Raw genomic sequence first — 21730 nt, 5'->3', positions numbered from 1 at the left:
CCTAGCGATCTAGTAGGAATTAATATTACGAGAAATCGACAAGACCGCCGCAACTCTCGAAGAGTTGCGGCGGTCGTGAGAGGTGACGGCGGAGCGTCTCAGCCCAGCTCGGCGAAGAGCGTGAGCTGAAGCCCGCCGGGTGCCTCCAGCCGGGAGTTGAGCGAGTTCCACGGCGTCACCGTCGGCTCGGCGACCAGCTCCGCACCCGCCTCGACCAGCTCCGCCGTGACCCCGGGCGCGTCAGCCACCTCGAACGCCACCCGCAGGTGCCCCGCCACCCGGCGCCCCACCTCCACCTCGTCGATATAGGCGGCGTGCGACGGGTCGGCGATCTCCAACGTCGCCCGCCCGGCCTCCAGGATCGTCACCCGGCCGCCCGGCGAGGAGAAGGCCGCCCGCTCGTCCAACCCCAGCACATCCCGATAGAACCGCAGCGCCGCGTCATAGTCGGCAGCGGTCACCACCAGCCGCAATTCGCGTACCCGTGAAGTCATCAAATGATCGTAAAGAGCCCACCCGGCGGAAACGCGTTCGAGTCCGGAGCGGATCCTGCATATCCTGGGCTGGACATGACTCACGATCTCCGCACCCGCATCTCCGAGCTGATGCCGCGCGACCAGCGCAGCCTGCAACGGCGGCTGGATGGCACCCGCAAGGTCCGCGAACCTGAGGCCCGCCAGCAGGCCCTCACCGAGATCGCGAGCGAGGTCGAGCGGGCCGAGGCCAGGCTGGCCACGCGGCGATCAGGCATCCCGACGATCACCTACCCGGCCGAGCTGCCGGTCAGCCAGCGCAAGGACGACCTGCTCGCGGCGATCCGCGACCACCAGGTCGTCATCGTCGCGGGCGAGACCGGCTCCGGCAAGACGACCCAGCTGCCCAAGATCTGCTTGGAGCTCGGTCGAGGCGTCCGGGGTCTGATCGGTCACACCCAGCCGCGCCGCATCGCCGCCCGCGCGGTCGCCGACCGGATCGCCGAGGAGCTCAACCAGCCCGAGGCGGTCGGCTTCAAGATCCGGTTCTCCGACTCGGTGAGCGCCAACAGCTACATCAAGGTGATGACCGACGGCATCCTGCTGGCGGAGCTGCAGAACGACCGCGACCTGCGGCAATATGACACGCTCATCATCGATGAGGCGCACGAGCGCAGCCTCAACATCGACTTCATCCTCGGCCTGATCAAGCAGATCCTGCCGCGCCGCCCCGACCTCAAGGTGATCATCACCTCGGCGACGATCGACCCGGAGCGCTTCGCGAAGCACTTCGGCGACGCCCCGATCGTCGAGGTCACCGGCCGGACCTTCCCGGTCGAGGTGCGATATCGCCCGCTCAACGAGGACGGCGACGGCCGCGACCAGCTCCAGGCGATCAGCGACGCGGTCGACGAGCTCGTCGCGGAGGGTCCCGGCGACATCCTGGTCTTCCTCAGCGGCGAGCGGGAGATCCGCGACACCGCCGACGCGCTCAACAAGCGTGACCTGCGCTTCACCGAGGTGCTGCCGCTCTATGCCCGGCTCTCCACCGCCGAGCAGCACCGGGTCTTCGCCCCGCACACCGGTCGGCGGATCGTGCTCGCCACCAACGTCGCCGAGACGTCGCTGACGGTCCCGGGCATCAAATACGTCATCGACCCCGGCACGGCACGTATCTCCCGTTACAGCCATCGGACCAAGGTGCAGCGGCTGCCGATCGAGGCGATCTCGCAGGCGAGTGCCGATCAGCGCAAGGGCCGCTGCGGTCGCGTGTCGGAGGGGATCTGCATCCGGCTCTACGACGAGGAGGACTTCCTCAGTCGGCCGGAGTTCACCGATCCCGAGATTCTGCGTACCAACCTGGCTTCTGTGATCTTGCAGATGACCGCCCTGCGCCTGGGCGACCTGGCCGACTTCCCCTTCCTGGACCCGCCGGACAAGCGCAACGTGCGCGACGGCATCGCGCTGCTCGAAGAGCTCGGCGCCCTGAAGGGCAAGGAGCTGACGCCGCTCGGCCGCAAGCTGTCGCAGCTGCCGGTCGACCCGCGCCTGGCCCGGATGGTCGTGGAGGCCGATCGCAACGGCTGTCTGCGCGAAGTCATGGTCATCGTGGCAGCACTCTCCATTCAGGACCCGCGCGAGCGGCCGTCTGACAACCAGCAGGCCGCCGCCGAGAAGCATGCGCGCTTCGCCGACCCCGAGTCGGACTTCATGTCCTATCTGCACCTGTGGAAATACCTCGGCGAGCAGCAGAAGGAGCTGAGCAGCAACCAGTTCCGCCGCACCTGCAAGGCCGAGTTCATCCACTACCTGCGGGTGCGCGAGTGGCAGGACATCGACAGCCAGCTCCGCCACACGATCAAGTCGCTCGGCATGACCCTCAACACGACCGCCCCGGCACCGCAGCAGATCCACATCTCCCTCCTGTCCGGCCTGCTCTCGCACATCGGCCTCAAGGAGGTCGAGGAGAAGGCAAACCCCAAGGGCAGGACCATCCATGAATACGCCGGAGCGCGCGCCGCGAAGTTCGCCATCGCGCCCGGGTCGTCGCTGTTCAAGAAGCAGCCGCGCTGGGTGATGGCGGGTGAGCTGGTCGAGACCTCCCGGCTCTGGGCTCGCGTGGTGGCGAAGATCGAGCCCGAGTGGATCGAGCCGCTCGCCGAGCACCTCGTCAAGCGCAGCTACAGCGAGCCGCACTGGGAGCGCAAGCAGGGTGCCGTGATCGCGATCGAGAAGGTGCTCCTCTACGGCCTGCCGATCGTCGCCGCCCGCAAGGTCAACTATGGCCGGATCGACCCGGAACTCTCCCGCGAACTCTTCATCCGCCACGCCCTCGTCGAGGGCGACTGGGAGACGCACCACAAGTTCTTCAAGGAAAACCTGGCGCTCATCGACGAGGTCGAGGAGTTGGAGCACCGGGCCCGCCGCCGCGACATCCTCGTCGACGACGAGACCCTCTTCGCCTTCTATGACGAGCGGATCGGCTCCGACGTCGTCTCGTCGCGGCACTTCGACGCCTGGTGGAAGAAGGTCAAGCTCACCCAGCCCAACCTGCTCGACTTCACCGAGGCGCTGCTCGTCAACGAGGCGGCCAACCGGGTCACCGCGCAGGACTACCCCGACTTCTGGGAGCAGGGCGAGCTGAAGCTGCGCCTGACCTACCAGTTCGAGCCGGGCACCGCCGCCGACGGCGTCACCGTGCACATCCCGCTGCCCGCGCTCAACCAGGTGAAACCCCAGGGCTTCGACTGGCTCGTCCCGGGCATGCGGGAGGACCTGATCACGCACCTGATCCGGTCGCTGCCCAAGCCGCTGCGGCGCTACTTCGTCCCCGTGCCCGACCACGCCCACGACCTGGTCCGGATGCTCAAGGCCGACGGCACGCCGATGCAGGACGCGCTCGCCCGGGAGCTGGGCCGGATGGCCTCGATCATCCTGCCCCGCCACGAGTTCGACCTGGCCAAGGTGCCCGACCACCTGCGGATGACCTTCCGGGTGATCGGCGAGGGCGGCAAGGTGGTCGGCGAGGGCAAGGACCTCGTCGCGCTCCAGCGCAAGCTCACCCCCAAGGTCCGCGAGGCGATCTCCGCCGTCGCCGACGAGATCGAGCAGCGCGGCAAGACCACCTGGACCTTCGGCACGATCCCGCGCGGCTTCGTCCGCACCCGGGGCGGCAACACGGTCAAGGCCTTCCCGTCGCTCTATGACGAGGGCAGCACGGTCGGCCTGCGCGTCCTGGAGACCGAGGCCGAGCAGCGCCTGCACATGTGGCTCGGCACCCGGCGGCTCATCCTGCTCGGCAACCCGTCCCCGCTCAAGCCGCTCGTCACCCGCCTGACCAACGCGCAGAAGCTCGCCCTCGGCCACGCTCCCGGCGGCAGCGTCCCGGCGCTGCTCGACGACTGCATCGCCTGCGCGATCGACACGCTGATGCTGGAGGCGGGCGGTCCGGCCCTGGGACGAGGCCGGGTTCGTCAAGCTTCGCGACAAGGTGCGCTTCGAGGTCCACGACGTCGCGTTCACGATCATCGGCGATGTCGCGCGGATCCTCACGGCCGCGCATCAGATCTCCAACCAGCTTCGGGGTACGCCCACCCCGGCCCTCCTGCCCGCCCTCGCCGACCTGAAGGTGCAGCTCGCGGGGCTGGTCTACCCCGGCTTCGTCTCCGGCACCGGGCAGACCCAGCTGCGGGAACTCCCCCGTTACCTCGGTGCGATGCAGCAGCGCCTGGAGCGGCTGCCGCAGCAGCCCGACAAGGACCGCCAGTTCATGCGGCAGGTGCAGGAGGTGCAGGAGGAGTACAAGTCCCTCCGCGCCAACGTGCCGCACATCCGCTGGATGATCGAGGAGCTCCGGGTCAGCTACTGGGCTCAGACCCTGGGCACGGCGTACCCCGTCTCCGACAAGCGCATCTACAAGGCCATGGACGCCCTCTGAGCAACAGCGGGGGTGACCGGACGCCAAGATCGCCGCAACTCTTCAAGAGTTGGTCCTGGAAAACCCGTTAGGACCAACTCTTGAAGAGTTGCGGCGATCTTGGGGTGAGCTTGGGGGCCGGAGGGTCAGGACTGGCCCTCGGGGCCGTTGCCGGTGTCGCGGCGGCGCAGGAGGACGAGCAGCGTGCCGGCGGCGGCGAGGGCGACGATGCCGCCGACGAGCCAGGTACCCACCCCGGAACCACCCTCATCGGCCGCCGCGGCGGCGGAGGTCGAGACCACCGGGGCCGGGGCACTGGTGACCGTCACCGGGGATGGCGACGGCGACGGTGAAGCGGCCGCTGCGGACGCCGAGGCGATGGCTGCCGGATCGGCGGCGGCGAGCTTGAGCACCGGGGCCGGGTTGTCCGCCTTCGGCTCCCCGATCCAGCGGTCGACCTGGCCGTCGGTGTAGTTGACGAGCGACTTGAAGGTGAGGCTCGCCGCGTTGGGCAGCTGCCGCACCTTGATCGAGTAGACGGCGTTCTTCTTCGTCGCCAGGGGTGTCCCCCCGACGGTGTAACCGTCCTCGGTCGGCGTGAGCGTCCAGCCCGCGGGCCCAGAGGCGAGGGTGACATCGGCCGGCAGGATCCCCGCGGGCAGCACGACCCGGACGGACTTGATCCCGGCCTTGCCCGACTCGGCCTCGGCGTCGAAGGAGACCACGGCGTCCGACGCGAGCGCCCGGGCCGGTTTGGCACTCACCTCGACATGCGCAGACGCGGCTCCCGCCAGCACCAACGCACCGAACAGACCACCTGCGACCACTGCCGCAACCCGGCTCGACACCTTCACGGCGACTCCCTTCACCCGCCCTCTCGGGCACCTCGGTGATAGTCGCAGAGTCCGCTCGGATAGTTCCCGGCGACCCTGTGATCAATCCGACTGACCCTGAACTACCGGTTAGGAAGGCTGCCTATTGTCCAGGATGGATGTATCGGGAACACTTCACTTCCGTGTGGCTACCCGTGGGAACTGCGTTGGCTGGTCGCTATGTGCTGACCGGTCGGCTGGCCCGGGGTGGCGTCTCCCATGTCTATCGCGCGGTCGATGCGGTCAGCGCGCGTCCACACGCCGTCAAAACCCTCACGTCCAGGGCCGATGTCGCCGACCTCGTCCGAGCTGAGGCCCAGATCACCAACCGGCTGCGTCACCCGAACGTGCCTCGCGTCTACGACTTCGGGGACACGTCGCTCGCGGACGGCTCTGCGCTCGGCTTCATGGTGATGGAGCTCCTGCACGGCGAGTCCCTCGCCGACCGGCTCGACCGGCTCACGCTGCTGAAGTGGCCCGACGCGGCGAGCATCGGGGCGAGTGTCGCCGACGTGCTCGCGGTGGCGCACCGGCGCGGCGTGACCCATCGCGACCTCAACCCTGACAACGTGATGCTGACACCCGGCGGCGTGAAGATCATCGACTACGGCCTGGCGGAGTCGACCGTCGACAAGGAGTGCCGGGCCGACGACGTCTATGCCCTGGGCGTGCTGCTCTACCGGATGCTGACCGGCGCCTCGCCCTACCAGACCCGCAGCGTGGGCCGCCCGCGCCGGGGCATCGCGCCGAAGTGCCTCGCGCCCGTGCCGGTGCTGGCGATCCCCGGGCTGCCGACGGCGCTGACCGATCTGGTGCGCTCGTGCATGGACAAGTCGAGCACCCAGCGCCCGACCGCGCGCTCGGCCGCCATCGACCTGTGGTCGCTGCTCACGCCGATGCGTTAGTGCAGAAAGCCCCGCCAATGCCTATCGGCATTACATACATGGATGCTGTCGACGCTATCTTCACGCCAGCAGCACCCATGTCTCACACCGAAAGCCTCTGTAACGATCAGAGGTCGAACTCGCCCTCTGCAACGCCAATCCTGAACTCGGCCCAGGCCACGGCGTCGAACGCCAGTACGCGGTCCGGCTCGGTCGAGTTGCGAAGAAGCACGTCATTGCCCTCACGACGGGCTTCGACGCAGGCGGTCGCTTCACAGAAGGTGCTCCGCAGCCATGCTGCCGAGTTGGGCTGGGTCATTTATGCTCCGGAAGTAGATCAACCAAGTGGAGCCCCTGTCCACTATCGACAGGAACGAGACGGAGTCCGGTATAGACTCTGTCAAGACAGGATGCAAGTTGCCAGGTAGCGGCTCGCCGAGTGTCCATGAGCCGGACATTCAATGGTCACCCATACGGACTACAGGTTGACTCGAGGTAGCAACTATGTCTGACGTTCAGGCGCCTGCCGTCGCCCGGCGGCGGCTGCGTCATGCACTCAGAGGCGCCCGTGACGCAGCCGGGATGACCCAGGAGCACGCCGCCGACGAGCTGGAGTGGTCGCTGTCGAAGCTGATCCGGATCGAGGCGGGCACCGTCGGCGTCGCCGTCACGGACGTGAAGGCGATGCTCTCGCTCTACAACGTGACCGACGCCGAGCTGATCAGCCAGCTCATCTCGATGGCCCGGGTGAGCCGCCAGCGCCCCTGGTGGTTCGAGCACCGCGAGGACCTCCCGGCGGGCTACGCGACCTATCTCGGCCTGGAGGAGGAGGCGACCGGCCTCTACTTCTTCCAGCCGATCGCGATCCCGGGGATCCTGCAGACCAATGCGTACGCCCAGTCGACCCTGCAGGGCGGTGCCGCGACCGAGCTCTCCGACGACGAGCGGTCCAGCCGGGCCACGCTGCGGCGGCTGCGGCAGGAGCGGCTGCTCGGCGGCGACAGCAGGCCCCGGATCGACGCGGTGCTGGACGAGGCGGTGCTGCGGCGGATCGCGAGCGACCCGGCGACCATGCGCGACCAGCTCAACCACCTGCTCCGGCTGGCCGAGGACCCGCTCATCACGCTGCGGGTGCTGCCCTTCACCGCCGGCTTCGTCAGCACGATCAGCGGGCCGTTCATCATCCTGGAGTTCCCCGACGGCGCCGACGCCGATGCGGTCTACGTCGAGAGCGCGCTGATGATCTTTCAGATCATGGACCGCACCGACGGTGTGCCGCCCTATCGGAAGGCCTTCGGGCATCTCGCCGACGCCGCACTCGACCCGCAGGCGTCCCTCGCCTACATCGCTCAGATCGCCGCAGAGCTGACATGACGGCGGGCCGGTGATCGAGTCACCGGCCCGCCGTTGCGTTTGTCCTAGACGGTCTGGAAGCCCTCGGACCGCGCCAGCTCGCGCAGCCGGCCCAGTGCCTGGATCTCGAGCTGGCGGATGCGCTCGCGGGAGAGGGAGAACCGCGAGGCGACCTCGGTCAGCGAGTGCTCCCGCCCGTCCTCCAGGCCGTAACGGGCCCGCATGATGCCGGCCGAACGGTCGTCGAGGTGGTTGAGCAGGCCCTCGATGCGCTGACGCTCCATCGCGGAGAGGACGATCTCCTCCGGCGACGGCGAGTCGGTGTCGGAGACGAGGTCGCCGAGGCTGGTGTCGCCGTCGTCGCCGACCGGGGTGTCGAGCGAGACCGTGTCCTGCGACCAGCGGATCAGCTCGGTGACCCGCTCGACCGGGACCTGCAGCGCCGCCGCGATCTGGGCGGGCTCCGGGTCCGCGCCGAGCTCGCGGGTCAGCTGCCGGGTCACGTTGCGCATCCGGTTGACGTCCTCGACCAGGTGGACGGGGAGCCGGACCGTGCGCTCCTGCTGCGCGATGGCGCGGCTGATCGCCTGCCGGATCCACCAGGTCGCGTAGGTGGAGAACTTGTAGCCCTTGATGTAGTCGAACTTCTCGACCGCGCGGACCAGGCCGGTGTTGCCCTCCTGGATCAGGTCGAGCATCGGCATCCCGGACCGCACGTAGCGGCGGGCGATGGAGACCACGAGGCGGAGGTTGGCCCGGATGAACAGGTCCTTGGCCTTGGCACCCTCACGCTGCAGGAGCTCGAGCTCCTCGCGCTTCATGCCCTTGGGGAGCTTCTCGCCCTCCAGGAGCTGCTCGGCCAGGAGGCCCGCCTCGATCGCCTTGGAGAGGTCGACCTCCTGGGCGGCACCGAGCAGCGGCGTCCGCGAGATCTCGTGCAGGTAGACACCCACGAGGTCTCGCTCTTCAGCCACCTGGTCGGTGCGCAGGATCGTCATGTTTTCCATGTTCGGGCCCCTCCCCCGTAATCGCCGCAATGGGAATGCGGTACTGACATCTGTCCAACAGAAGACGTCCGGAGATGATTCCTTGGTTAGGTTCGAAAGTGTCACGGGTAACTGTGAAACACCTGAATCCCCAATGGGACTTGCCTGATCTCCGAGCTATTCTGAGGTCGCTCGTTTTGTCCCTTTCATGACACCAGCTGGCCGCTGCCCACGCAGCGACCCAGGTCACTATGGTGTTGAGACTCCGGTCACCGGTGTTACCGGATAGCTGGCGTCACCTGATAAGGAGACGCACGACCGGCCGAAATGGTTCGCCGAACGACCCGGATGAGTGACGATCTCCCTCGTCCGGGCCGTTGGGCAGCCGACGGAGCGGACATCAGGTGCGGACGCGGCCGAAACCGTACGGCGTCATCATGTCGACACTGGAGATCTTGACGACCTCGCCGAAGGTCGGCGCGTGGATCACCTTGCCGTTTCCGACATAGAGCGCCACGTGTCCGAGCCCGGAGTAGAAGACCAGGTCACCGGGGGCGAGCTGGGATCGCTTGATGTGTGCCACCTCGTCCCACTGGGTCGGCACGTAGTGGTAGAGGGTCACCCCGGCGGCACGCCAGGCGGCCTTGGTCAGGCCGGAGCAGTCGTACCCGTCGGGCCCGTCCGCAGCCCAGACGTAGGGCGTGCCGATCGCGTTGTAGGCGTACCGGACGGCTATTCCGGCCTTGCCCGAGACGTCCGGGATGGTGCCCGAGTAGGGCGTCCCGCCCGCGGCCTTGATGCCGATCTTGCGCTTCTGGTCCTCCAGCTTCGCCAGATCCGCCTCGATCTGCTTCTTCTGCGCCGTGATCTGCGCGAACTGGGTGGTCTGGGTGGCGAGGACGGCGTCGAGCCGGGTCTTCTCGCTGTCGTAGCGGGCGCCGGCGTCGACCGACGAGGCGAGCACGTCGGCCTGGTCCCGGGCGATCACCTCCAGCGTGGCGAGCCGGTCCATCAGGGTGTCTGCCTGACCGGCACCGCCGAGCAGGACGTTGAGCCCCGTGAGCCCGCCGCTGGTGTATGCGGTGCTCGCCAGCGTCGCGACCTTGCCGCGGGCCGCGTCCCGGGCATCGGCGAGCGGGCCGAGGGTGGCCCGCAGGTCGGTGATCGCCTTTTTGGTCGCGGTGAGGTCGATGTTGGTCTTGTTATAGGTCTCGACCGCCTTCTCCAGCTTGGCCGAGACGACCTCGATCTGCTTCTTGACCTCGGCGGCCGTCGGTTCGGCGGAGGCGCTCGCGGCGGGAAGGGCGACGCCGGCGGCGAGCACGATCGGGATGAGGGCGCGCAGGGTCCATCTATGCAGCGACACGGGAGCGGGGTGGCCTTTCCTTCCGCGGTCCGCCGCGACGCGTGACCCCCGCGCGCGGACCTGCCGCCTACCGGGTTAGCTGTCGGGTTCGAGAGGGAAGTGCTCCCTACCGCGCGAGCGCGGATTCACCCCTGGGCCGCGATGGGGGCTGCGGCCCGCGAAACGTGGTTCCCCGGTTCACTGTGGATTCAGCGACACCGGTCAGGTGCCGCCTCTGGGGGAGACGATCGGGGCCCTGACCAGCCCACGTAACGTAGCGTGATCAACGGCGGGACGGAAGGGCCAGCTGACCGTTCTGACCGACTAGCGGTTAGTTGCCCCAATTATTCTCACCGATTAGTGGCCTTCCGGTGGCACGCTACGTGCCAATTCGCCACCTGGCCGATTGAGATGCTTCCCTTCGACGCCGAGCACTGAAGACAATGAGCGCACGGGGCCTGTTACATCTCGGTTAACCACAAGGTAGACACCCACACCCATCGCCCACCTTTCTACCGGGAGCCACCTTCGCGTCTATGACGGAGAATTCCATGGAGAACCGCCAGGATTCCGCCTCACCAACCTCTGACGTCTTACTCAGCCTGCCCGGCATCCGGATCACGACGAGCTGGCTGATGATCGCCGACCGGCGCTACTCGGTCCTCGAACTGCGAGACCTGCGCACGCAGCGCGGTCCCTTCGATCCCGTGACCACTCGCGCCGGCCTCGCCACCATGATCGGAATCGCCCTGCTCGGTGCCACGGTGCGCTCGCTCCCGCCCATCGGCCTGCTCGGCGCCGTCATCGCCATCACCGCACTCGCCGCCATCACGGCGATCACCGCCTGGCGCCGCCCACGCGGCTACACCCTGTGGGCCGAGTCGCACGGCCTCATGCTGCAGCTCTACTACAGCGATGACCAGCGGATCTTCGGTCACGTCTGCCGCACCCTGATGCGGGCCCGCGAGCGCGCCTTCGACGCGGCGATCCCGAACCCGCCCCACTACGGCCGGCGCCTCGAGACCTCCTCGGTGCCGCACCCGTCCACACTCAGCCCCACCACGACGACAGCGGAGCGTGCGCGCAACATCTTCACCCGCGCCGGGTAACCATCTACTGCTATACAGAACGGCATGTCGGACGGCGCTCTCCGGACCATGCCCCTGCACGCGATCACGGAGGTGCACGGCGAGACGGGCCTCCGTGATCGATTCGCCATGGAGATCGAGGACTACCCCCCGGTCGAACGGGAGCGGCTGGAGACGGCCCTGGAGCTCGCGGCCCGGCTGCACCGGCACCAGCGCCGGATCCGCGAGCCCTACCTCAACCATCTGCTGCGCGTCGCGATCCGGATCATCCACTACTACGGCATCTCGGATACCGAGGTGATCATCGCGGCGCTGCTGCACGACTCGGTCGAGGACCACCCGTTCGAGCTCGCCGGGCTGCCCGCGACCGAGGGCCACCCGCCGACCGACGAGGCGCTCGCCGTGCTGCGCGAGCGGTTCGGCGCGCGGGTGGCCGGGATGGTGGCGTCGGTGACGAACCCGGTCTACACGGCCGACCGCGATCACCATCTGCAGTACCGGGAGCACCTGCAGGAGTCGCTCGACGCGGATCCGTGGGCGCGTGTCATCAAGATCTCCGACTTCACGGACAACGGTGTCGGGGTCATCTACATCTCCGGCCCCAAGGCGCTGAGCTCGGCCCGGAAATACCGCCCGCTGCTGCCGATCCTCCGTGACCTGGTCACACGTGCCGACACGCCGCTTGAGGGCCCCGTTCGCCTGCATATATTGGAACAACTCGATCTCGCGGAGACACGTTTCGCAGCCATCCTGGATGGGACGGATTGACGGACGGCTCTCGCTGGAGGCTGCCTACAGGCTCGGTCGTGGAACTTCCGTTCACCGTGAAGCCATACAGAATTCGATGATGGTGAACACGGCGAGTTAGCGACACGCCGCAACCTATGGGGGAGCGTTGCAGTCCGCGCCACTAGATGTAGTGTGACTGAGGCGCCGGTTGGTGGTTTCCGGCTTGGACTCATGGTCGTGTTCCCGCGTGGTGCGAGGCACCTCGCGCGTTGAATCGCGTCCATGCGAGGGGGGATTTGATCATGACCATTACCGTCATGGCACAGGCTTTGCCCGAGGTCGTCGCGGCGGAGCCGCATCCACTCATCGGAGAGGTGCAGGCAGCAGCGCGGGGGCTTGCCGAGGTCGACGCCGCCCGGGTCACCGGGGTCGTGCTCGCGGGCATCTGGCCCGGTGCGAAGCACACCGACCTCCGGCTGCGCGCGATCGAGACAGCCGCCGCGCTGGTCACGGAGGAGCCGGCCTATTCGCGGCTCGCGGCCCGCCTGCTCGCCACGCAGGTCGCCGAGGAAGCCCAATCCCAGGGGGTACGCCGTTTCAGCGACTCGATCGCCGTCGGCCACGCCCAGGGGCTGATCGCCAACGACGTCGCCGACTTCGTCGCCGCGCACGCCGCCGAGCTCGACGAACTCATCGACGACCGGGCCGACGACCGGTTCGAATACTTCGGGCTGCGGACCGTCTACGACAGGTATGTCCTTCGTCACCCGGCGAGCCGGAAGGTGATCGAGACGCCGCAGCAGTTCTTCCTCCGCGTCGCGTGCGGGCTGATGGGCCGGGTCGGTTCCGCGGGCACCGCCGGGGTCACCATCGACGGTTCGGTGCCGCAGATCGCCGAGCTCTACCAGCTGATGAGCCGCCTCGCCTACCTGCCCAGCTCGCCGACGCTGTTCAACGCGGGCACGAAGCGGCCGCAGCTCAGCTCCTGCTTCCTGCTCGACTCGCCGAAGGACGAGCTGGACTCGATCTACGAGCGCTACACGCAGGTCGCCCGGCTCTCCAAGTACGCCGGGGGCATCGGCATCGCCTGGTCGCGGGTCCGGTCGCGGGGTTCGCTGATCCGGGGCACCAACGGGCTCTCCAACGGGATCGTGCCGTGGCTGCGTACCCTCGATTCGAGCGTGGCCGCCGTCAACCAGGGCGGGCGGCGCAAGGGCGCGGCCTGCGTCTACCTGGAGCCGTGGCACGCCGACGTGGACGAGTTCCTGCAGCTGCGCGACTCGACCGGCGACGAGAGCCGCCGCACCCACAACCTGCACCTCGCCAACTGGATCCCGGACGAGTTCATGCGCCGGGTCGAGGCGGACACCGCGTGGTCGCTCTTCGACCCCAAGGAGGTCCCGCACCTGGTCGACCTGTGGGGTGACGCGTTCGACGAGGCCTACCGCGCGGCGGAGGCGGCCGGGCTCGCCGCGAAGCAGGTGCCCGCACGCGAGCTCTACGGCCGGATGATGCGCACGCTCGCGCAGACCGGCAACGGCTGGATGACCTTCAAGGACCAGGCCAACCGGACCAGCAACCAGACGGCCCGCGCGGAGAACGTGATCCACCTCTCCAACCTCTGCACCGAGATCCTGGAGGTCACCTCCGACGGCGAGACCGCGGTCTGCAACCTCGGCTCGATCAACCTCGCGGCGCACTGCGGCGCCACCGGCATCGACTACGAGATGCTCGCCGCGTCGGTCCGCACGGCGGTGACGGTGCTCGACCGCACCATCGACCTCTCCTACTACCCCACCGGCGAGGCGGCCGGGGCCAACAACCGCTGGCGCCCGATCGGCCTCGGGGTCATGGGCCTCGCCGATGTCTTCTTCTCGCTGAAGCTCGACTTCGACTCCCCCGAGGCGCTGGCGCTCTCCACCCGGATCGCGGAGGAGATCGCGCTCGCGGCATACGACGCGAGCGCCGACCTCGCCGCCGAGCTGGGTGCCCACGCCTCCTACCCGGAGACCCGGGCCGCCCAGGGCGTGCTGCACGTCGACCACTTCGAGTCGACCTCGCCGCAGCGGGGCCGCTGGGAAGCGTTGCGGGCGAAGATCGGCCAGACCGGATTGCGGAACTCGCTGCTCATCGCGATCGCGCCGACCGCGACGATCGCCTCGATCGCCGGCTGTGCCGAGTGCATCGAGCCCGTCGTCTCCAACGTCTTCAAGCGCGAGACGCTGTCGGGCGAGTTCCTCCAGGTCAACAAATACCTGATCCAGGCGCTCAAGGAGCGCGGGCTGTGGACCCCGGCCCTGCGTGAGCGGGTCGTCCGGGCCGAGGGCTCGGTCGCGGGCATCGAGGAGATCCCGGCCGATGTGCGGTCGCTGTTCCGCACCGCGTGGGAGCTGCCGCAGCGGGCGCTGATCGACCTCGCCGCCGCGCGCACGCCCTACATCGACCAGTCGCAGTCGCTCAACCTCTTCATGGCGCAGCCGGAGATCGGCAAGCTCTCCTCGATGTACGCCTACGCGTGGCGCAAGGGTCTCAAGACCACCTACTACCTGCGGTCGCGGCCGGCGACGAGCATCAAGCAGACGACGCTGTCGGCCGCCTCCGCCACGCCTGTTGCGACGGCGGCCCGCCCGACCGTCGCCGCTGCGCGTCCGATCGTCGCCATGCCGATGGTCACCATCGATCTCGAAAACCCCGAAATCTGCGAGGCCTGCCAGTGACCAGCACCGCCATCCCCGTTCAGCCCGCTACGCGTACCAGGCAGGCTCTTCTTGATCCTGGTCTTGACCTGACCCTGCGGCCGATGCGCTACCCGGACTTCTACGAGCGCTACCGGGCCGCGATCCGCAACACCTGGACCGTGGAGGAGGTGGATCTCGCCAACGACCTGCCGGACCTGGCGACCTTCACCCCCGAGGAGCGGCACCTGATCAACCGGCTGGTCGCGTTCTTCGCGACCGGCGACACGATCGTCGCCAACAACCTGGTGCTCAACCTCTACAAGCACATCAACGCTCCCGAGGCCCGCCTCTACCTGTCGCGGCAGCTCTTCGAGGAGGCCGTGCACGTCCAGTTCTACCTGACGCTGCTCGACACCTATCTCCCCGACGAGGAGGAGCGGGCGCAGGCCTTCGACGCGGTGGAGAACATCCCGTCGATCGCCAACAAGGCGCAGTTCTGCTTCAAGTGGATCGATTCGGTGCACGACCTGCCGTCGCTGGAGACGGCCGACCACCGGCGGCGGTTCCTGCTCAACCTGATCTGCTTCGCCGCCTGCATCGAAGGGCTGTTCTTCTACGGCGCGTTCGCCTACGTCTACTGGCTGCGGTCCCGTGGGCTGCTGGACGGGCTGGCAGCGGGGACCAACTGGGTCTTCCGCGACGAGTCGATGCACATGGACTTCGCGTTCTCCGTCGTCGACACCGTGCGGGCCGAGGAGCCTTCGCTCTTCGACGCCGACATGGAGAAGGCGGTCGTCGCGATGATGGAGGAGGCGGTGGAGGCGGAGCTGCAGTTCGCGGCCGACCTCTGCGGGGACGGGCTGGCCGGGATGACGCTGGCCGACATGCGGGAGTACCTGCAGTATGTCGCGGATCAGCGGCTGGCCCGGCTGGGGATGGGGGCTCGGTTCGGGTCGTCGAATCCGTTCCCGTTCATGGCGTTGCAGGACGTGCAGGAGTTGGCGAACTTCTTCGAGCGGCGGGTGACCGCCTATCAGGTGGCGGTCGGCGGGACCGTATCGCTGGACGAGGACTTCTGACCACCGTAAGTGGACGAGGTGTGGAGCTGGCGCGGGTCTTGAGGACCCGCGCCAGCTCCAATTCACTTGCCGAAGATCGAGTCGAAGAGTCCTTCCACCTTTCCGATTGCCCACTCTTGAACATCGTCAACGATCGGCATCACCGGATTGGTCACCCCATCTCCCCACACATCTCGATAGACGATGCCGCCAATAACAACGACGGCTCCAACAGCCTCTCCGATGAGCAGACCACCGCCTGCGCCCGGCAGGCACCCGACTTCCACGCCTACCACGCAGCCGATAGCCGCCCCTGCAACCCCGAAAGAGGTACCGCCCCTAGCGACATCCCCAAGATCCGACCAGAAAGTCGGGTCAGGCGGCGGCCCCTGCGTGCCATCACCCGAGGTAGAGGTTGGCTGGGCCGGACAGCTCGTACCAACGCAATTGTTGTTTCCGTTGATGGTTACGTTGGGGCAGTCCGAGCTCACGCTGTTGCCATTGCCGTTGACGGTCACAGAGCACGGGCTTGGGGTGGGAGTGGGATCGTAAAGGCACAGGCTCGCGCTGAAACTGCAACCGCTGTTCCATTTCTGACTGACACAGTTATCAGACTTGCAACCAGATGTGTTGAGAGTGCTGCCTGACGGAGTTGCCGAGCCTCCGCCGGTGCCGCCGGAGTTGCTCGAACCGCTATTGACCCGCGGTCTTGGACTCAGGCATCGACCTGTGTCTTCATCAGGTATGCAGGTACCCGATGGATCGCTCAGGGTAGTCGGACTATGATCGGCATACCCGTAGTTGTTCATCGACTGCGGATCTTCCTTGTTGAACAGAGGATCCACACTGATGAACTTGCCCAGGGCCACGTCGTACTCTCGGGCGCCAAGATGGGTCACTCCAGGTTTGTCGATTGTGCCGCCGACAAACCCCTTGCTGTTAGGCCAGCTAACGGTCGAGCCCCGATCATTGCCGAACGGCGTCTGACGGCGGACTACGACCGCTTGCGTCACCGAATCGATCGCGATACTGGCGGTTCCGTGGTGGTCGCCGCTCAGCCAGGAGAGGCCAGTACTGTTACGACTCGCAATGGTCGTACCGTTGAACTCGTAGTAGCGGATGCAACTCTGAGTTCCGCCCGAAGTGGTGTATCGAAGTTCCTGGTTGGGAAGGTAGAGCGTCTTGCCAGCGGGATCTGTCTTGAGAATCCGATTACCATCAGCGTCATACAGGTAGGTGGTCGATCCCGTGCTGTCTGTGCTGGTGGCCGCATGCCCTTCCGGATCCCACGTATAGATCTGACTGTTGGTGGTACCAGTCGTGGGACAGGTATTGCCGGCCGCTACGGGGCGACAAGTCGTGTTGCCGGCGGCATCATACTTGTACGTCCCGACGACGGAGCCGGTCGTACCGGTTGCGGAGTGAGGCCTATCGGCTCCCGCCGCCGGGTAGGTGTAGTTGGTCGTCTTCAAGGTCCCGCCAGCAGGAGTCGGGTACTCCACCTGCTGAGTGCGATTGCCGATGGTGTTGAGCTCCCACCTGGTGCGGTAGGGAGCCGGTCCGCCCAGCGTGTCAGAGCCGGGCGACCCGCACACCGCAGTCAACGGTGTCCATGCATCGCGCAGACGACGAAGTGCGTCGTATTTGAAGCATTGATTGTCACCGACCGCAGTGTCGAAGATGCTCTTCACGTTGCCGGCATCGTCGTACGTGTAGGCAAGACCGGCGAGCGTGCTGGGCGTGCCTGTCTCGCGGCTCGTGCTTATGCCCGTTACCCGTCCTGTCTCGAGTTGACGCTGGTAGGACATCCACACCTTGGACCCCGTCAGGGAGTAACGACCGGTGTAGAGGGTGTACTGATCGACCTGCGCCAGAGCGTTGTAGGCCGTCGAGGAGACGAGACTGAATTCACTTGCCCCGAGAATGGTGTCGAGGCCGAAGGGCATTCCCGTTGTGGGCTCGTAGTCGAGCGTCACGCCCTCCGCCGGCAATCCACCCGTCGCAGGATAGGTGGAGGTGCCGGGGCTGCCGTCGGGACGGTAGGAAGTGAGATAGGTGTATGAGCCGGCGACGCCGGTCTCGGCGGCAGGAACCGTGATCGTGGTACCTGCCGACTGATAGTTCGCGGTGTATCCCACCACGGTGGTCTTGTATGCACGGGTCCCCGCATTGGTCCACCGCGTCGACTCCGCGAGGTAGCCCTTGGCCGGAGTCGAGGTGCCGCTGAAAAGGGCCGTGTCGTAGGTCCATGTAGCGCGTTTGTTGGCGGTGGACTTGCTGGTGAGATAGAGGCCCTTCTTCCGCCCGATGTCGTCATAGTCATAGACCAACTTCTGGCCTAGCGCATCGGTCTCTGAAGTCAATTGACCCAATTTATCGTATTGATAGCTGCGTGTTCCTGCGTCCGGATCGCGCATGGTCTTCGACAGGCCGGACAGGAAGTAGGTGTACTCCCAATAGTTCGTTGCGTGGTCGGTGATGCGCTCCAGCTGGTTCTTGCGGTTGTAAAGGTAGGTGGTATTGACCTGGTCACCGAGGTTGGGCTCGTCGTACTGCCGCAGAAGAGTCACGTTGCCCCGTGCGTCCGTGAACGTGGATGTCTTCGTTCCACCCGCAGGCGGAGTAACGTCCGTGCGGTCGCCGGTGTAATCGGAGTGCGTGCGCCACCTCTCCCCGTTGTCGAAGGGCACGAAGATGACGTCGGTGACCCGACTGGCCCCGTCGTAGACCGTTACATTCTGCTCGGGTACGTCATGACGATCCAGCGGCGTGACCAGAGTCGTGCCAGGACCACCACGGTTGTCGTAGTACGAGGCGAAGGTACGTACCTTCCGGTCCGCACTGTCGTAGAAGACATCGGTGAGTATCCGGCCTCCCGAAGGAGAGACAGCCTGCGTCTGCCGGTCACGCAGCAGTCCGTCAAGCAGCGCGTAGGTGGTGGAGTAGCCACCGACTGCATTGAGCCTGCTGGAGGTCACGACAACCGGGCCATCGTTCCGCACTAGGTAGGAGAAGGAGAGATTCGCAGTCTCTGTGAGCTTGTCCCGACCCGGCAGCCAGACCTTGGTCAACCTGCCCATACCGTCGTACAGCAGGTCGCCGCTCTTGCCGTTGGTGTCCGTGATGTTGGTCGGCAGGCCGAACGCCGGATCGATAACCTTAGTAGTGGTGAACAACATCGGATCCGTCGTCACGGTCTGGGTCGTCGGCCCGCCCGTCGCCGGCGTGTAAGCCGTAGTCGTCTTATGGTTGAGCGCGTCAATCGACTCGATCACTCGGCCGTGCGTGTCGTATGACCTGGTTGTCACCGCCTGGTCTGTGGGAGTGCCCGCGCTCCAGGCCACTGCCGTGGCGGCCTGCGTTGCCATCCCCTTGACCGGTGCCGTGTTCCATGGCTGGCCGTCGAATGACGTACGGACATTGGATATCACATCGGCTTCGGTGAGAGTGGCCGGATTTGCCACTGCCTGAGCGCAGGTTAAGGCAAACTTCGTGTTCTCCTTTACCGTACTCAGGAGCCACGGTTTGGTGTTACGCAGATATGTGGACGCAGTGCATTGATTATCTATGGCCAGGGAATCATCGCCGTAATCATCGACCCTGATCGGCATGCCGTAAGTGTCGAACTCAGTGCGGGTGGACGTGGTCCGCCACCATGGCGCATGGTCGAGTTTGACCCGCTCCCGGGTCTCCTCAACTGCTACATGCCTCGCGTCAACCGTCACACCGTTGAGAGTGCGTGTCGCCGTCGCCGCAGAACGCCAGGGCTTGGAGACGGTGGTGGAGATCTCGGCACCGCCCGGGCCGTTTTTAATAGTGCTCGACCGGAGTTGGCCCGCCCAGTCGTCCTCATCATTCACCGCCGGGGCATCTACCGAATCGGCGGTGTCGCCGTCTCCGTTCATGTCAACGGCGGGAATCGTGATCGTGCGGGTGCCGGTCGGCAGCTTGTCGCCATGCATCCCGCGGAAGTAGGTGTTCACCGTGGACGAGAGCGGATCACCCTGGTTCTGATCACCGACGTTGGTGGTGACGCTCGTATAGCCACGCCACACCGAGTAGGTTCTGTTCTCCTCCTTGGTCAGCCCGTTGTCGTCGGTGTAATGCCAGGCAGCGCCGTCTGTGGGGTAGGTGTAGGTGGTGAGAATCTCTGGGCTGCCGAACGGCGGAGCGCCGCCGGTGTTGTCTTTCTCCCGGACTGCCGTCACCACGTATTTGTGGAAGAACTCCAGGATTGGCTGCGTCGCGCCCTCGGGCGTCCACCGCACCGGGTAGCACCGGTACGTGTTGTCCTGCAACGCTGCCACATTGGGCATCTTCGTCGAGTTGACGCAGTCGACCGGCGAGTAGCTCACCGTTATGGTCGCTCCGGTCTCGGTCTTTATCTGGGACAACCGGAACCAGTTCATCGGCGCTCGGCCTTCGGACGGGTTGGCCACAACTCGGTTGTTCTTCTGGATATAAAAGAACTCGACGTCCGGGACAGCCTCTGCTCCGCCTGAATGTCCGAGTTTGCTCAGCGCCAGCGGCCGGCGAGTCGTGTCACCCGGATCCGGGTAGGTGTGACTCAGAGTCCAGGTCTCCACGATGCGGTAGGCCGCACCGTCACGGATCTTCGTGATCACCTGGTTCAACCGCTTCGTCGACCAGAACGTGGGACTCATAAATGGACATGGCGAGCCGGCGCACTCCTGGTCATATGGAGTGTCCGTCCAGTGCACGGCATCATGGTTCGTGCAGTTGGCCAGGCACCGGTCCAGGACCGTGAACTCGACCTCCATGGGGGCGGCTGCCGCGAAGATCGAATCTACACTGGCCGCCTGACCGGGATCGGTAGCGAGATCGTTACTCGACCGCGTTCCATACTCGATCTTCGTCAGCCAACCGTCACGGATGTAGTCGACAGGACTGGTCGTCACCTGGTTCTTGGCGTACTTGTTCGTCGCGGTCTCGTACCAGAACGACATCGTGTTGCCGTTCATGTCGATCACATAGTCCAGGTTCCAGCGCCACGCCTGGGTACATGACGATGCAGCGAACGTCGCGGCATAACAGGGCTCCCCGGCGTGGTTACCGAAGACCGGTTCCGTCCACGTCGACTTCGTCTCGGGGTTGCCAGACTGCCAACCCGGAAGCCTGTTGCGGCCGAACCAGTACTGCGTGCCCTCGGTGGTCGTGACAACCCAGTACTCGTTGTCGTTGTCGCCGTTGCTCGGGCTCGTTCTTCGCTCGACACGCGAACCGTCGTCGCCCCGCAGGTGCCAGCGATTCTCGGTCGAATTGTAGATCAACTCCCCTGAATGTCCGGCCAGCGACAGTATCGCGTTGTCCGTGGCCCAACAGAGATCACCAGTCTTGACCGAGTTGTTTCCACCGGTCATGTCATCGGCGCAGCCCTTGTAGCTACGTTCAATCGACCCACCAGGAGCGAGCTCGAACCCTGTCCCGGCCCAGCCTGGCTGGTTGTTGTTGGCCGCCATCTGCCCGTCAACGGATTGCGACGAGTAAGACAGTGAGACGCTCGGTGCGGGCCCCCCAACTGAAGGAGGCGTACGCATCGGGTAGGTCCAGTTAAATCCACCTGTGTTGCTACCGGCCGACCAGGTCGAGGAGGCCTGGAGCTTGGTCGCCGAGTAGTCGCCGGAACCGCCCGCCGCCGCTGCCATGGTCGCTACCAGGCCACCGACGGGCACGACCGCCGACACCGTCTTCGCCGAAACGTCGTTCTTGGACACCAACGGCTTCGACGCGCACTCCGGCCGGCCCGGTGTTGTCAGCGCGCACTCCGGGAGGCTCACCAGCCGCAGTCGGGAGGACCAGTCCGCGCCGTAGGCCGTCGCGAACCCGCTGTAGTCGATGCTCACACCGACCGTCGACCCCTTGCCGGTGCCGTCGGCGGAGTCCACCCGTGCCAGCACGCCGTCGATCCCGGCCGCCTTGGCCTCACCTCGCCCGAACACCTTCACCTTCGCTCGTGCCGGACCGCCGACACTCGGGCTGACGGCGACCGCGAGCCCCGGTGGGCGTACCGACGAGGATTCGAGGCCGAGTTGCACGGCCTTGCCGGACGGCAGCGCGATCTCCGCGCTGCCCGCCGCCGGCCAGACCGGCGCGGCCCGCCGATCGGCCTGGGCCAGCGCTCCGCCGCGCACGCCGCCGAGCAGCGGAACGTCACGCGTCGGCACCGGCTTGATCTTCTGCGCGGCCGGTGGCGCAAACGGCTTGGGCTTCGCCGCGAAGACGGGCGAATTCCACCCCGACAACACCATCATGGGTACGCACACCAGCGCTATCGCGTGGCGCACCCGCAAACCTGTCCTTCGTCTCAACTCGATCTCCCCGCTAGTT

The 21730-nt window shown here is 66.2% G+C and carries 12 protein-coding genes, 1 pseudogene and 1 riboswitch; of the genes and pseudogenes, 7 read left to right on the top strand and 6 right to left on the bottom strand.

Annotation, left to right across the window (positions count from 1 at the left end; genetic code table 11):
* Nucleotides 1–98: 98 nt before the first annotated feature.
* Nucleotides 99–494: a VOC family protein gene (locus F4553_RS27355; protein ID WP_184841511.1), complete on the bottom strand. Its 396-nt coding sequence runs from the start codon at nt 492–494 to the stop codon at nt 99–101.
* Between the two features lie 75 nt (nt 495–569).
* Here F4553_RS27355 and hrpA point away from each other — a divergent pair.
* A pseudogene (gene hrpA, locus F4553_RS27350) lies at nt 570–4410 on the top strand (ATP-dependent RNA helicase HrpA).
* Between the two features lie 125 nt (nt 4411–4535).
* Here the strand turns inward: hrpA and F4553_RS27345 are convergent.
* The gene (locus F4553_RS27345; RefSeq protein WP_221470509.1) at nt 4536–5153 is read right to left on the bottom strand and encodes a DUF1775 domain-containing protein; all 618 of its coding nucleotides are present in this window, start codon (nt 5151–5153) and stop codon (nt 4536–4538) included.
* Between the two features lie 275 nt (nt 5154–5428).
* Between F4553_RS27345 and F4553_RS27340 the strand changes: the two genes are divergently transcribed.
* Complete coding sequence (locus tag F4553_RS27340) at nt 5429–6166, top strand: serine/threonine-protein kinase (protein WP_184841507.1); 738 nt, start codon at nt 5429–5431, stop codon at nt 6164–6166.
* Nucleotides 6167–6272: 106 nt separating this feature from the next.
* Here F4553_RS27340 and F4553_RS27335 read toward each other — a convergent pair whose 3' ends face one another.
* Nucleotides 6273–6464 carry a DUF397 domain-containing protein gene (locus tag F4553_RS27335; RefSeq protein ID WP_184841506.1) on the bottom strand — a complete coding sequence of 64 codons (192 nt, stop codon included), beginning with the start codon at nt 6462–6464 and terminating at the stop codon, nt 6273–6275.
* 185 nt (nt 6465–6649) lie between these two features.
* Here F4553_RS27335 and F4553_RS27330 point away from each other — a divergent pair, with 185 nt between their 5' ends.
* Nucleotides 6650–7519 (top strand): helix-turn-helix domain-containing protein, encoded by an 870-nt coding sequence (locus tag F4553_RS27330; protein WP_221470508.1) that lies wholly within the window; start codon nt 6650–6652, stop codon nt 7517–7519.
* 44 nt (nt 7520–7563) lie between these two features.
* Here the strand turns inward: F4553_RS27330 and F4553_RS27325 are convergent, their stop codons facing one another.
* Nucleotides 7564–8505: a sigma-70 family RNA polymerase sigma factor gene (locus F4553_RS27325; RefSeq protein WP_184841502.1), complete on the bottom strand. Its 942-nt coding sequence runs from the start codon at nt 8503–8505 to the stop codon at nt 7564–7566.
* Between the two features lie 379 nt (nt 8506–8884).
* Nucleotides 8885–9850, bottom strand: a complete 966-nt coding sequence (locus F4553_RS27320) for a C40 family peptidase (RefSeq protein WP_312875405.1) — start codon at nt 9848–9850, stop codon at nt 8885–8887.
* A gap of 64 nt (nt 9851–9914) precedes the next feature.
* Nucleotides 9915–10044: riboswitch (cyclic di-AMP (ydaO/yuaA leader) on the bottom strand.
* Between the two features lie 321 nt (nt 10045–10365).
* Between F4553_RS27320 and F4553_RS27315 the strand changes: the two genes are divergently transcribed.
* From F4553_RS27315 to F4553_RS27300, 4 genes are all read left to right on the top strand, one after another.
* Nucleotides 10366–10938: a DUF6232 family protein gene (locus F4553_RS27315; protein WP_184841500.1), complete on the top strand. Its 573-nt coding sequence runs from the start codon at nt 10366–10368 to the stop codon at nt 10936–10938.
* A gap of 24 nt (nt 10939–10962) precedes the next feature.
* On the top strand, nt 10963–11685 hold the full coding sequence (locus F4553_RS27310; RefSeq protein ID WP_184841498.1) for an HD domain-containing protein: 723 nt from the start codon (nt 10963–10965) through the stop codon (nt 11683–11685).
* A 263-nt stretch (nt 11686–11948) separates the two neighbouring features.
* Nucleotides 11949–14363 (top strand): ribonucleoside-diphosphate reductase subunit alpha, encoded by a 2415-nt coding sequence (locus F4553_RS27305; protein WP_184841496.1) that lies wholly within the window; start codon nt 11949–11951, stop codon nt 14361–14363.
* An 83-nt stretch (nt 14364–14446) separates the two neighbouring features.
* Entirely contained in the window at nt 14447–15403 is a 957-nt protein-coding gene (locus tag F4553_RS27300; protein ID WP_184846962.1) for a ribonucleotide-diphosphate reductase subunit beta, read from the top strand.
* 62 nt (nt 15404–15465) lie between these two features.
* Here the strand turns inward: F4553_RS27300 and F4553_RS42570 are convergent, their stop codons facing one another.
* Nucleotides 15466–21687, bottom strand: a complete 6222-nt coding sequence (locus tag F4553_RS42570) for an RHS repeat domain-containing protein (protein WP_184841495.1) — start codon at nt 21685–21687, stop codon at nt 15466–15468.
* Nucleotides 21688–21730 lie beyond the last annotated feature (43 nt).

Origin of the sequence: Allocatelliglobosispora scoriae (genome assembly GCF_014204945.1) — a bacterium.
Classification (GTDB): domain Bacteria; phylum Actinomycetota; class Actinomycetes; order Mycobacteriales; family Micromonosporaceae; genus Allocatelliglobosispora; species Allocatelliglobosispora scoriae.
This window is presented reverse-complemented; position numbering and strand designations above follow the sequence as displayed.